The sequence below is a fragment of the Streptomyces aurantiacus genome, from assembly GCF_001418335.1.
Taxonomy (GTDB): domain Bacteria; phylum Actinomycetota; class Actinomycetes; order Streptomycetales; family Streptomycetaceae; genus Streptomyces; species Streptomyces aurantiacus.
This window is the reverse complement of record NZ_LIPP01000165.1, coordinates 1-13,754: the sequence shown is the minus strand read 5'-3', so window position 1 is coordinate 13,754 and position 13,754 is coordinate 1. Positions and strand designations below refer to the sequence as shown.

Below are 13,754 nucleotides of genomic sequence, written 5' to 3'. Positions count from 1 at the left end.
GGACCCGCCCACTCTTCCTGGAGGTGCGATGCCCGACGAGGCAACGCGCAAGAAGATGGTCGTCGACTATGCCCAGCGGATCAACGCCGGTGACATCGAAGGCGTCCTCGACCTGTTCACGGACGACATCGTCTTCGCGGACCCGGTGGGGCGGCCACCGATGGTGGGCAAGGGCGATCTCCGCAGGCATCTCGAACTGGCCGTCTCCTGCGGCACGTACGAGGTGCCGGGGCAGCCGGTGACCTCGATGGACGACCGTTTCGTCGTGGCACCCTCGACGATCACCGTGCGGTGGCCGCGGCCGATGACGTTCCGCGTCGTCGGCGTCGTCGAACTCGACGAGAACGGGCTCGGACGCCGGGTCGACGCGTTCTGGGGAGTCACGGACGTGACCATGGACGAAACCGAAAACCCCGGAAACCCCGAAGACGCTGAAACCGCCGAAGAAGCTGAAACCGCCAAAGACGCCGCCGCCGAAGACGCCGCCGAAAGCGCGATCGAAGGGTCCGCCGGCACCCACCGCCCCGAAGGGATCCGCGCGTGACCACCACCCGCCCCGCACACGCCGTCGTCCTGGGTGCCAGCATGGCAGGCACCCTCGCGGCCCACGTCCTGGCCCGCCATGTGGACACTGTCACCGTCGTGGAACGGGACGCGCTGCCCGAGGAGCCCGAGCACCGCAAGGGAGTTCCCCAGGGCCGCCACGCCCACCTGCTGTGGTCCAACGGCGCCCGTCTCATCGAGGACATGCTGCCGGGCACCACCGACCGGCTCCTCGCGGCAGGCGCCCGCCGCCTCGGCTTCCCCGAGGACCTGGTGACCCTGACCGGGCAGGGCTGGCAGCACCGCTTCCCCGCCACCCAGTTCGCGATCGTCGCGAGCCGCCCGCTGCTCGACCTGACCGTGCGCCGGCAGGCGCTCGCGGCCGGGAACATCGAGGTCCGGCAGCGCACCGAGGCCGTCGGACCGACCGGCGGCGCCGGCCGGGTCACCGGCGTCGTCGTCCACGACCTCGACAGCGGCCGGCACGAGACGCTGGAGGCCGATCTGGTGATCGACGCCACCGGCCGCGGCTCCCATCTCAAGCAGTGGCTGTCGGCGCTCGGTGTGCCCGCCCTCCAGGAAGACGTCGTGGACGCGGGTGTCGCCTACGCCACCCGGCTCTTCCAGGCCCCGCCCGGCGCGACGGCCCACTTCCCCGCCGTGAACATCGCCAGTGACGAGAAGGTGCGCGAGCCCGGCCGCTTCGGTGTGGTGTACCCCATCGAGGGCGGCCGGTGGCTCGCGACGCTCTCCTGCACCAGGGGCGTCCGGCTGCCCGCCAAGGAGGACGAGTTCCTTCCGTTCACCGAGGAGCTGAGCCACCCGATCATCACCGAACTGCTGCGGGACGCCGAGCCGCTCACCCGCGTCTTCGGCTCCCGGTCCGGCGCGAACCGCCGCCTGTACCCGGAGCGGCTCGAACAGTGGCCCGACGGCCTGCTCGTCGTCGGTGACTCCCTGAGCGCGTTCAATCCGATCTACGGTCATGGCATGAGTTCGGCCGCGCGCTGCGCCGACACCCTCGACCGCGAGTTCGCCCTGGGCCGGCACAGTGGCACCGGGTCGGCCCGCCGTCTCCAGCAAGCGATCGGCGCGGCGGTCGACGACCCGTGGATCCTGGCCGCGACGAAGGACATCGACTACGTCAACTGCCGTGTCGCCGCCACGGACCCGCGGCTGACCGGCGTGGACACCGAGCAGCGCCTGCGGTTCGCCGAAGCCATCACCGCGGCGTCGATCCGCTCCCCGAAGGCGTCCGAGATCGTCACGGAGGTGATGAGCCTGAACGCCCCGCAGAGCGAACTCGGCTCCAACCGCCTCCTGATGGCGTTGCGCGCCGACGAACGCCTTCCGGAGCTGACCGCTCCCCCGCTGCGCCCGGAGGAACTGGCCCTGGTGAACCTCGACCCAGCCACGGTCACACCGGCGGTCGTACGCTCCTGACCCCGGTGTCCGTACGCGCTTGAGGCGGCCTCCCCTGTACGGGGTGGGCCGCCTCAGCCGTGGAACCGGGGCCGTCGGCCATGGGACCGGGTCGCCGTCGGCCATGGACCCGGGCCCGGGTGGCCGGTGCGCTACCTCAGCGCCGCCTGCAGGTCCAGCCGCTTGACGTTGAGCTTCCGGTAGATCCGGGTCAGGTGCTGTTCCACGGTGCTGACGGTGACGTACAGCTTCCGGGAGATCTCCCGGTTGGTGTAGCCGTCGGCTGCCAGCTCGGCCACCCGGCGTTCCGCGCCGGACAGTTGCACCTCCGGTCCGCACGGCACGACGGGTTCGTGCGCGTCGCCCCCTTCGGCGGCCGGCCCGTGGGGCGGTTCCGGCACTTCGGGGGTGACGACGGAGGAAAGGGGTGCACCGTCCCAGCGCCGGGCCAGGAGTTGCGCCTTACGGGCCAGCAGCAGGGCGCGTTCAAGATCGCCTCCTCCGCGGACGGCCACGCTCTGGTCGGCCACGGCCCGCGCCAGTTCGAAGGCGTCGCCGCTGTCCTGGAGAACCGCCACGGCCTCGTCGAGCAGTACGGCCCGTTCCGCCAGGGGGGAGGTCGCCGCCTGCAGGCGCAGGGTCGCTCCCCGGGTGCGGCCACGCGCGGGGAGCGGCAACGCCAACTGTTCGGCCACCAGATGGCGGGCCATGAGCGTCTCGCCGAGGGCCAGGTACGCTTCGGCGGCGCCGAGGCGCCACGACTCCAGCGCGGGCAGGTCCACTCCCCAGCCGCTCATTCTCTTCCCGCAGGCGTAGAAGTCGCACAGGGCGGCGTAGTAGCAGCCGGTGGCCAGGTGATAGCGGCCCCGCGCCGCCAGGTAGTGCAGTCCGGTGCGGGTCTGGAACACCGCCTGCGGCACGGGTCTGTCCAGGAGGGCAGCGGCCCCGTCCACGTCGCCCAGGGCGGCCTTGGCCTGCACGGCGACCGCCAGCGGAAGGCCGACCGCCACGCCCCAGCCCTTCGGGCCGAGCAGCTCCAGGGCGGTTTCGGCGCGCCGGGCGGCCGCGGCCGGGTCGCCCTGCCGCAGGTGGATCAGGGCGCGCCAGGCGGTGAACAGGGCTTGCCAGGCGGGGCTGTTGCGCTCACCGGCCTGCGCGAGGAGGCCTTCGCACCAGGCCGCCGCCCGGTACGGCCGGTCGCGGTAGGTCAGGGCGGCCAGGGCGGCCGTCTGGACCGCGACGGTACGGGGGCCGAGCCGGTAGCGGTTCAGGGCGCGCTCGGCCGCTTCGGGTGCGTCGCGTTCGTCACCGCGCAGCAGATCGTTCAACAGGGTGCCGGCGCCCTGCAGTTCGGGGGTGAGCGCGGGCGGGGCGGAGCCGCGCTGCGGGGGCGTGGGGTTCGCCCCCGATGCCAGGCGCTCCTTGACGTGGCCCGGGTAGAGGTAGGCACCCCACAGCCATGGCGTGTCCAGGTCGGCCTCGTTCACCGCCGGCACTCCGGCCCGGCCCGGCCCGGTGAGTGCGCCGATCGCGTCCAGGCCCTCGTCGACGCGCCCGTGCCACAGGAGGTGAGTGGGCAGGGGCGGGGCGGTGTCCGCGCCGGCGGGTTCCGGCAGGTGCCGCAGGACCTTCGCGGGGTCCAGGCGCCACTCCGCGTCGGCGAGCGCCCCGACGACCGCGGCCCGCTCCTCGGCGCCCCGGCAGCGCCGGTGCGCGGCGCGCAGATAATCGATGCCCGTCTGCACCTGGTCGTCGTCCAGGGCGAGTCGGGCCGCTTCCTGGAGGACGGGCACCGCCCAGGGGGTGTCCGACCGGTCGGCGGCCACGAGGTGGGCGGCCACCTCGGTGGCCGGCGCGCCTTCCTCGTGCAGCAGTTCCACCACCCGCCCGTGCAGCGCGCGGTGCTCCTCGGGCGGTATGCCGTCCAGCACCGCCGCCTCGAACGCCGGATGGCACAGGCGGCCCTCGTGCAGTACCTCCGCGACGGTCAACTGGTGCACGGCCCGCTCGACGGACGCCGTATCGAGGTCGAGGAGCCGCCCGAGCAGCAGCGGTCCGGCCTGTCGGCCCAGCAGGGCGACGGCGCGGGCGACCTGGGCGAACGGTTCCTCGTGCCGGTACAGGAAGCTGAGGACCGCGCGGCGGTACGCCTCCCCGGCGCCGCCCACCCGGCGGTGGTCGTCGATCAGCGCCTGCACGAGAAGCGGGTAGCCCGCGCTCATCCCGTGGACGGCGGGGGTGAGGTCCTGGGCGGTCCGCTCGTCCAGGTGCTGCGCGAGCATGGCCTCCACCCCGGCCTTCGACAGCGGTTCCAGGCGGATCCAGCGCAGGGCGGGCTCGCGCAGGAACTCGCTGCCGAGCAGGGCGTTCGCCGCATTCGACTGGGCGTACTCGGTGAAGACCACATGCAGCCGTGCCGACCGCAGCCGCCGTACCGCGTACAGCAGGAACTGCAGCGAGGCGGTGTCGGCGTGGTGCGCGTCGTCGACGGCGATGACGACGGGCCGCCCGTCGAGCAGACCCCGCAGTTCCTCGCACAGCCCGCGCAGCGCGGGCGCGGCAAGGGCGGAACTTCCGTCGGCGCCTGCCTCGTCGAGCCATGCCAGCGCGCGTCCGGAGTCGGCGGCGGGCAGGTCCGGGCTGCGCAGCAGTTGCTCCAGGACGCCCAGCGGAAGGTCTCGCTCGGCGCGGCACGCGGCGGCGGTCAGCACCAGGGCGCCGCGGCGGCCCAGCCGGTCCGTCCACTCCCGCAGCAGCGCGGTCTTTCCGGTGGCCACAGCGCCGCTGAGTACCACCAGGCTGCCGCGGGTGTGCGGGGAGCAGTCGAAGACGCCCTGCAGTGCGGCCAGTTCGTCGGTCTGTCCCACCAGGTTCACCGCTCGCCCCATTCCCGTGATCATCTGCTGTGCCGCGCGGCGCGCGTCACACAGTTCCCCATTCGCGGTCGATCAGCGCGAACATGTCGTCGGCGCTCGCCGAGGACATGTCCTCCGCCGTGCCCTGCTCACCCTCGTCGGCGGCGGGCGTCGCCCCTGCCGCGTCCGGCTGCTTCCACAACACGGTCTGCAGGCGCCGGATCAGTCCCCTGCGACGCGGGTCGTCCACCGGGAGGCCGGCGAGAACCGTCTCCAGGTCGTCCAGATACGCGGCTGCCGGAAGCTCTCCCGCGCCACCGTCGGGCAGGACCCTCTCCAGGAGGTGCTCCGCGAGGGCGCGGGGTGTCGGATAGTCGTAGACCAGCGTGGCGGGCAGCCGGAGCCCGGTGACGGCGCGCAGCCGGTTGCGCAGCTCCATCACGACGAGGGAGTCGAAACCCAGATCCTTGAACGCCTTCTCCGGCTCCACCTCCTGCCCCGGCTCGTACCGCAGGACACCGGCCACCTGTCCGCGGACCATGTCCAGGACCGCACCGGTCCGCTCCCGCTCGGGCAGGGCGGCCAGTTCACCACGCAGTGCCGAGGTGGTCTCCGCCCTCTCGGCGCTCTCCGGCGAGGCCTCCCGTACGCGCAGGGCCGCGGGGACCGCGTCGAACAGGCGAGTGGGGCGGGCCAGCGTGAACAGCGGCACGAGCCGCTCCCACTCGATGTCGGCGACCAGCCGGTGTCCCCCGCCGCCGTCCAGCGCCGTGCGCAGCGCCCTGAGCGCCAACCGCGGGTCCAGCGGCGGCAGTCCCTGCCGGCGCGAGAGACCCGAGGCGTGGCGCGCGAGCTGTCCGTCGTCCGGCAGATCCCAGATGCCCCAGCCCACCGAGACCGTCCGCGGCCCGTCGGCCTCGTGCCGCTGTGCCAGCGCGTCGAGATAGGCGTTGGCGGCGGCGTACACGCCGTGCTCCCTGCTGCCGAGCGTGGCCGCCACGGAGGAGAAGAACAGCACGGTCTCCACCGGTTCCGCACCCGCCAGTGCGCCCAGCTCGACGGCGGCGGAGACGGCCGTGCCGAGCGCGTCGGGCGTGACCTCCGCCAGCGGCGCGAGCTCGCCGGGCAGCGACGTGTGGATGACCGTCCGTATCCGTACGTCCGTCAGCTCGCCGAGTGCGCGCGCGACCGCCTCGCGGTTCCTCGGCACGCCCGCAAGCACCGTCAGTTCCACGCCGTGCTCCGCGACTTCGGCCGCGAGCCCGCCTTGCCCGCGACCGGTGGTGCCGTCGGGGTCCAGGAGGACGACGTGTGTGGCGCCGGACGCGGCGAGCCACCGTACGACCTGGTCCGTCAGCCGGCCGACGCCGCCGGTCACCAGGACGGCACCGTGCGGCTGCCAGCTCCCCCGGGAGTCGTCGTCGGCGGATTCGTCGGGCACCAGACGGCGGGCGAGCGGCCCGGCCCCGCGCAACGCGATCTGGTCCTCACCGCTGTCTCCGCACAGCGCCGCGTGCAGCGCGCCCGGGTCGAGGCTCTCCGGTTCCGCGGGCAGATCCAGCAGGCCGCCCCACAGCTTCGGGTGTTCCAGGGCCGCCACTCGGCCGAGCCCCCAGACCGGGGCCTGCGCCGGGGAGACCACGGGGTCGGTGTCGCCGCACGAGACGGCGCCGCGGGTGGCGCACCACAGGCGCGCCTCAAGTCCCGCGTCCAGCAGGCCGTGCACCAGCGTCAGGGTGCCGGCCGGTCCGTCCCCCGGTCCGTCCCCCGGTCCGTCGGCCGGTCCTTCGGCCGCCGAGGAGGCGGCGCCGGTGCGCTCGTCGAGGGCGAGCAGGGACAGCACTCCGGCGAGCGGCGCGCCATCGGGCGACTGGGCCTGCCGCGAGCGGAGCAGTTCCGCCATGTCCGCCCGGCCGGTGCGCGGGCCGACCTCGACGAGAGTCACCGGGGCACCGGCCTCCTCCAGCGCCCGAGCACACACCTGCGGCCAGGCCCCTGCCCCCAGCGCGGGAGCCACGACCAGCCAGGCTCCGGTTTCGGACGCCTCGGATGCCTCCGACGCCTCCGGGGCGGCGGGGGCGGTGAGTTCGGCGCGGTGCCAGTCGACCCGGTGGCGCCAGGTGTCGACGACCGACCGCTCGCGTCGCTCACGCCGCCACTCGGCCAGGGCCGGGAGGACCGTCTCCAGAGCCGACCTGCGCTCGTCGTCCTGGAGATGCAGGGTGTCGCAGAGAGCCTGGCTGTCCGCGTCTTCGACGGCCGCCCAGAACCCGGCCGCCTCGCCGTCCTCCGGGGACACGTCCTCGGACGCCTGGAGGTCCGCCAGCCAGTAGCGCCGGCGCTGGAAGGCGTAGGTGGGCAGCTCGACCGGTCGGGGGGTGGGGTCGGCCGGGAAGAACACCGACCAGTCCACGGCGATCCCCGCCGTGTGCAGACGGGCCATAGCCTGCGCGAAGGTCTCGTCGTCCGGCCGGCCGGGATGGAGGGAGGCGGTCACGACCGGCTCAGGACGGTCGGTCCGGTCCAGGGTGTCAAGGGCGTCAAGGGCGTCGAGGGTGTCTAGGGCGTCTAGGGCGTCGAGGGTGTGTTGGGCGGCGGTGGTCAGGACCGGGGAAGGGCCCAGCTCCACGAACACACCCGCCCGTGAGGCAACCTCGGCGATCGCGGGCTGGAAAAGCACGGGCTGACGCACATGCCGCACCCAATACGCGGCAGACGCGATCTCCTCACCCGCCTCCCGACCCGACACATTACTGATCAACGAAATCGACGGCCGCCGGAAACCCACCCCGCCCAGCACATCCGCGAACTCCTCCAGCATCGGCTCCATCAACACCGAGTGGAAAGCATGGCTGACCGTGAGCGCCTTGGTCTTGCGCCCCCGCCCACTCCACAGCGCGGCGATCCGCCCCACCTCGCCGACAGGACCCGAAACCACCGTCGAGCCGGGCGTGTTGACCGCCGCCACACTTACACCGGAACCCTCCAGGTCGGCGGCCAGCTCCTGTGGCGTGGCCTGCACCGCACACATCGCACCACCCCCGGGCAGCGCACCCATCAGACGCGCCCGCGCCCCCACCACCCGACACGCATCCGCCACATCAAAAACCCCCGCCACATACGCAGCCGCGATCTCCCCAATCGAGTGTCCGATCACCACATCAGGACGCACCCCCACCGACTCCCACAACCGCGCGAGACCCACCTGCAACGCGAACAACCCCGCCTGCGCCCACGTGGTGTGATCCAACCGCTCCTTCGGACCGTGGAAGACAACCTCCCGCAGCACACCCGGAGCAACCCCCAACTCCCCCTCCAACAGACCGCACACCTCATCGAACGCCGCCGCGAACACCGGGAACCGCCCATACAACCCAGCCCCCATACCCACCAACTGACTGCCCTGACCACTGAACAGCCACACCACATCGCCCCGCGACGAAGCCGGCCCCACCAACCCGGCATGCATCTCCCCAGCAGCCAACGCCCTCAGCCCGGCCACCAGCTCCCCCCGTTCACGACCCACCACCACAGCCCGGTGCTCATGCAACACACGCGCCCTCACCAACGACCAGCCCACACCGGCCACCGGAGCGTCACCGACACCGTCACTCAAACGACGTGCCTGCTCCCGCAACGCCCCCGGGCTGCGCGCCGACACCACCCACGGCACCACACCACCCACATCGCTCACGTCGCTCACGTCATCCGCGCCGTCCGCATCGTCCGCATCGTCCAGGGCACCCCCGTCCACCGGCTCCGGAACGTCCTCCACGATCAGGTGGGCGTTGGTGCCGCTGATACCGAAGGAGGAGACACCCGCCCGGCGGGGGCGGTCGGACCGGGGCCACGGCACGGGGTCGGTGAGCAGCCGTACTCCCCCCTCCTCCCAGTCCACGTGCGGCGTGGGCCGGTCGATGTGCAGCGAGGCGGGCAGCTCGCCGTGCCGCATCGCCATCACCGTCTTGATCACGCCTGCCACACCCGCCGCGGCCTGCGTGTGACCGATGTTCGACTTCACCGAGCCGAGCCACAGCGGCCGGTCCGCAGGCCGGCCCTTCCCGTACGTCGCCATGAGCGCGTTGCCCTCGATCGGGTCGCCGAGGGTGGTGCCCGTACCGTGCGCCTCCACGGCGTCCACGGTGTCCGGGGTGACGCGGGCGTTGGTGAGGGCCTGGTGGATCACCCGTTCCTGGGCGGCGTCGTTGGGAGCGGTCAGGCCGTTGCTCGCGCCGTCCTGGTTCACAGCCGATCCCCGTACGACCGCCAGGATCTGGTGGCCGTTGCGTCGCGCGTCCGAAAGCCGCTCCAGGAGGACCAGTCCGACGCCTTCGGAGAATCCGGTGCCGTCGGCCGCCTCGGCGAACGGCTTGCACCGGCCGTCCGGCGCCAGGCCACGCTGCCGGGCGAACTCCACGAACGCCGTGGGCGTGGACAGCACGGTCACACCGCCCGCCAGGGCCAGGGTGCACTCACCCTGCCGCAGGGCCTGGCAGGCCAGGTGGATCGCCACCAGCGACGCCGAGCACGCCGTGTCCAGCGTCACCGCCGGGCCCTCAAGTCCGAAGGTGTAGGCGATACGGCCGGACAGAACGCTGGCGAGGGTGCCGGTGGTGGCGTACCCCGCGACCTCCTGCGGCACCCGCGACCCGGACATGTGATCCTGGCTCGACATTCCCGCGTACACGCCGGTGAGACTGTTCTTGAGCGTGGCCGGGTCGATGCCCGCCCGTTCGAACAGTTCCCAGGACACTTCGAGGAGCATCCGCTGCTGCGGGTCGGCGGCGAGCGCCTCGCGCGGGTTGACGCCGAAGAAGTCGGCGTCGAACCGCGTGGCGTCCCGCAGGAACCCGGCCTCCCGTACGTAGGTCGTGCCCGGGTGGTCCGGGTCCGGGTGGTAGAGGCCGCCCAGTTCCCAGCCACGGTCGGTGGGGAACTCCTCGATGGCGTCGCCGCGCGAGGCGACCAGGTCCCACAGCTGCTCCGGTGACATCACACCGCCGGGGTACCGGCAGGCCATCGCGACGATGGCCACCGGTTCCCGCTGCCGCTCCTCCATATCACGCAGGCGCTGACGTGTCTGGCCGAGATCCGCCGTCACCCGCTTCAGATAGTGGCGAAGCTTGTCCTCCGTACCCGGCATGTCTTCTCCACTCCTGTTCAGGAAGGCAGGTCTCGGTCGATCAGCTCGAAGAGTTCGTCGTCCGACGCGGACTCCAGCTCTCCGTCGTCGACGGCGCCGCCGTCACCCACGCTTCCCGCGCCTCCCGCGCCGCCCGGGGTGTCGTCCAGGCGCCACAGCAGGCTCTGCAGGCGTGCCGCCAGACGGCCGCGAGTGTCCTCGTCGTGCGCGTGCCCCGCGATCGCCGTCTCCAGTTTGTCCAGTTCGCCGAGGAGCGGCGCCGCCGGATCGCCTGCCGTGGGGCACAGCTGTTGGCGCAGGTTGTCGGCGATGGCGGACGGGGTGGGGTGCCGGAAGACGAACGTGGAGGGCAGGCGGAGGCCGGTGACGGCGGACAGCCTGTTGCGCAGTTCGACCGCGGTGAGGGAGTCGAAGCCGAGGTCCTGGAAGGGGACGTCGGCACGGACGGCGTCGGCACCGGCGTGCCCGAGGACGACCGCCGCGTGCGTCCGGACCAGGTCCAGCAGGGTGCGGTGCTGTTCCTCGGCGGTCAGCACCGACAGCTTTCCGGCCCAGTCGATGTCCTGCCGGGCGATGGCGGCCGTCGGCCGTGCGGACCCCTGCCCACCTGCGAAGGCGCGCAGGAGGGCGGGCAGGGCCACGGCAGGTTTGCCCGCCAGCATGCGGGTGTTGAGGTCGGCGGCGACCAGGTGGGCGTGACCGTGGCGGTGTGCGGCGTCGAGCAGGGCCAGACCCTGCTCGTTGCTCATCGCCTTGGCACCGATACGTCCCATCCGGGCGACGTCGGTGTCGCTGAGCCCTCCGCTCATGCCGCCGGCGGTCTGCCACAGACCCCATCCGATCGACAGGCCTGTCTGACCCGTGGCCCGGCGATGCTGCATCAGTGCGTCGCAGTAGGCGTTCGCCGCCGCGTAGTTGGCCTGCCCCGGACTGCCGAGGGTGGCGGCAGCCGAGGAGAACACCACGAACATGCCCAGCCGCATCCCCCGCGTCGCCTCATGCAGATTCGCCGCGGCGGTGGCCTTGGCCGCCCACACCCGTGCGAGCCCTTCCGGGGTCTGCGCGGTCACCACCGCGTCCTCCAGCACACCGGCGGCATGCACCACACCGGTCAGCGGATGCGCCGGGTCCGACCTCCCCACCAGCTCCGCCACCGACACCGGATCACTCACATCGGCCGCGACGACAGCGACCTCGGCACCCAACCCGCCAAGCCTGTCAACGAGTTCGCCGCTCCCCGGAGCCTGCGGACCACGACGGCCGACCAGCAGCAGATGCCGAACGCCCCACTCCCGCACCAGATGCTCCGCCACCGCCGCACCGAGCACCCCGGTACCACCAGTGATCAGCACCGTGCCCTCCGGATCAAGAACAGCCGGTACCTCCAACACCAGCTTGCCGGTGTGCTTCGCCCGACTCATGAACCGGAACGCCTCACGCGCCCTGCCCAACGGCCAGGAACGCACCGGCAACGGAGCAAGGGCACCGGAGGCGAACAACTCGCCCAGCTCCCTCATCATGGCCTCGATACGGTCCGGTCCAGCGTCGGTGACCAGGTCGTACACGGTGTACGTGACGCCCGGATACTCGGCACCCACCTCTTCGGGCACGCGCAGATCCGTCTTGCCCATCTCCAGGAACCGGCCGCCCTCCCCCAACAACCGCAGCGAGGCATCGATGAACTCACCGGTGAGACTGTTGAGCACGACGTCCACACCCCGCCCACCGGTGACCCGCCGGATCGTTTCCTCGAAACCGAGATCCCGCGAGGACGCCCGGTGGTCGGCATCGACCCCCATCTCCTCCAGCACGGCATGCTTGGCGGGGCTCGCGGTGGCATACACCTCCGCACCCAGATGACGGGCGATCCACACCGCCGCCATCCCCACACCACCCGTACCGGCATGGACCAGCACCCGCTCGCCCGCCTTCAGACCGGCCAGCTCAACCAGCCCGTACCAAGCCGTCAGATACGCGACCGGCATACCGGCCGCCTCCTGCATGTCCCAGCCCTGCGGAACCGGCGCGACCATCCGCGTGTCCGCCACGGCCACCGGGCCGAAGGAGCCGTGCAGTACGCCCATGACGTGATCGCCGACCGACAGATGGGTGACGCCGGGACCGACCTCCGTCACGACGCCGGCCCCTTCACCGCCCAGGCCGATCTGTCCTGGCACCATGCCCAGACTGACCAGGACATCACGGAAGTTGATGCCGGCGGCGTGGATGTCGAGGCGTACCTGGCCGGGAGCCAGGGGTTCCATGACCTGCGGGTACGCGACCGGCGCCACGCTCTCCAGGGTCTCGGCCCTGCCCTTGTCCAGCCGCCAGGCGCGCTCGTTGGGCAGTGCGATCAGGGCGCCGCCGGCCGCTCGGACCAGCCGTGGCACCCGCACCTCGCCCTCGCGCAGGGCGAGTTGGGGTTCGTCGAGATCCTGGACGGCCTGACGGAGCACGGCCTGCGGCAACTCCCCGCCGTCCGTGTCCAGCAGGACGAAGCGGCCCGGGTTCTCCGACTGCGCACTACGGACCAGACCCCACACCGCCGCAGCCGACACATCCACATCGCCGCCACCATCACCACCGGCCGCCACCGCACCCCGCGTCACCACCACCAGACGCGACTCCACCAACTCCGGCACAGCCAAAAACCCCTGCACCAACGACAACACCCGCTCGACAACCAACAAACCATCAGCATCGGCATCGGCCACTTCCACGGGCGCGAGGACCGCCCACGGCACATCACCACCGGCCACCACCACGTCGGCCAGACCCACACCACCCGTGAGAACGGTCCACTCGCCACCCTCCGCAGCCTCGGACCGTGAAGCCGCAAGCGGCGTCCACTCCACCGTGAACAGACCACCGTCGCCTGCCTGCGCGGACTGCAACTGCCCGATGTCGGCGGGGCGCAGCGTCACGGAGCCCACGCTCAGAACGTTCGTCCCGGTGGCGTCGGTGACCAGTACCCGCACTTCCCGCTCGGTCTCGTCGTGGCCGGGCGACAGTCGCACGCGCACGGTCCCGGCGCCCGCGGCCCACAAGGAGACCTCGTTCCAGACGAACGGCAGCCAGATCTTGCCGTCGTCCTGCGGCTGCCCGGACCAGTCGAGCAGAAGGGCCGGGTGGAGGGTGGCGTCCAGGAGGGCGGGGTGGATGCCGTACCCGTCGTGGGAGCCGGCGGCCTCGGGCAGGACGACCTCGGCCAACAGGTCCTGGCCGTGCCGCCACACCGCACGCAGACCCTGAAACGCCGGACCGTACCCATAACCGGCCTCTGCGATCCGCTCGTAGAAACCCTCCAGGTCCACCGGCACCGCGCCCGTCGCGGGCCACACTCCGACCAGGTCTTCGGCAGGGTCGGCGGGCGGTTCGGGGACCAGGACGCCGGTCGCGTGGCACATCCACACGTCGTCACCACCGACGGCTTCCGCATCCGTGCGGCTGTAGATCCGCACGTCGCGGCGTCCGTCGTCGGCCGCCTCACCGACCACGACCTGCACCCGCAGTCCGGAAGCCTCCGGCACCACGACAGGAACCTGGAGCATCAGCTCCTCGACCATCGCGCAGCCCACCTCGTCACCGGCCCGCAACGCCCACTCCACCAACGCGGCACCCGGCACCAACACCGTGCCGGCCACCACGTGATCGGCGAGCCAGGCCAGACCCGACCGCGACAGGCGCCCGGTCAGCAGACAGCCACCCCGGTCGGCGAACTCCACCGCCGCGCCCAGCAACGGGTGTCCGGCCGCCACCAACCCCAGACCCGCCGCATCCCCACCACCGGC

Annotated in this window: 5 protein-coding genes; 2 read left to right on the top strand and 3 right to left on the bottom strand. The window is 72.2% G+C overall.

All coding sequences use genetic code 11. The annotated features are described in order from the left end of the window. The first annotated feature begins 28 nt into the window (after nucleotides 1–28). Together AOK01_RS22300 and AOK01_RS22295 are read left to right on the top strand one after the other, a co-directional pair. The gene (locus AOK01_RS22300) at nucleotides 29–544 is read left to right on the top strand and encodes a nuclear transport factor 2 family protein (protein WP_079103661.1); all 516 of its coding nucleotides are present in this window, start codon (nucleotides 29–31) and stop codon (nucleotides 542–544) included. Then, entirely contained in the window at nucleotides 541–1,986 is a 1,446-nt protein-coding gene (locus AOK01_RS22295) for an NAD(P)/FAD-dependent oxidoreductase (protein WP_079103660.1), read from the top strand. Before AOK01_RS22300 ends, AOK01_RS22295 begins: the two co-directional genes overlap by 4 nt. Before the next feature lie 131 nt (nucleotides 1,987–2,117). Here AOK01_RS22295 and AOK01_RS22290 read toward each other — a convergent pair whose 3' ends face one another. From AOK01_RS22290 to AOK01_RS22280, 3 genes are all read right to left on the bottom strand, one after another. Further along, complete coding sequence (locus AOK01_RS22290) at nucleotides 2,118–4,853, bottom strand: AAA family ATPase (protein WP_169800153.1); 2,736 nt, start codon at nucleotides 4,851–4,853, stop codon at nucleotides 2,118–2,120. A 34-nt stretch (nucleotides 4,854–4,887) separates the two neighbouring features. After that, a complete protein-coding gene (locus AOK01_RS22285) occupies nucleotides 4,888–9,963 on the bottom strand; it encodes a type I polyketide synthase (RefSeq protein ID WP_055514440.1) in 5,076 nt (1,691 codons plus the stop codon). A 17-nt stretch (nucleotides 9,964–9,980) separates the two neighbouring features. Further along, the coding region (locus tag AOK01_RS22280) for an SDR family NAD(P)-dependent oxidoreductase (protein WP_157871437.1) at nucleotides 9,981–13,754 on the bottom strand (3,774 nt) is incomplete at its 5' end.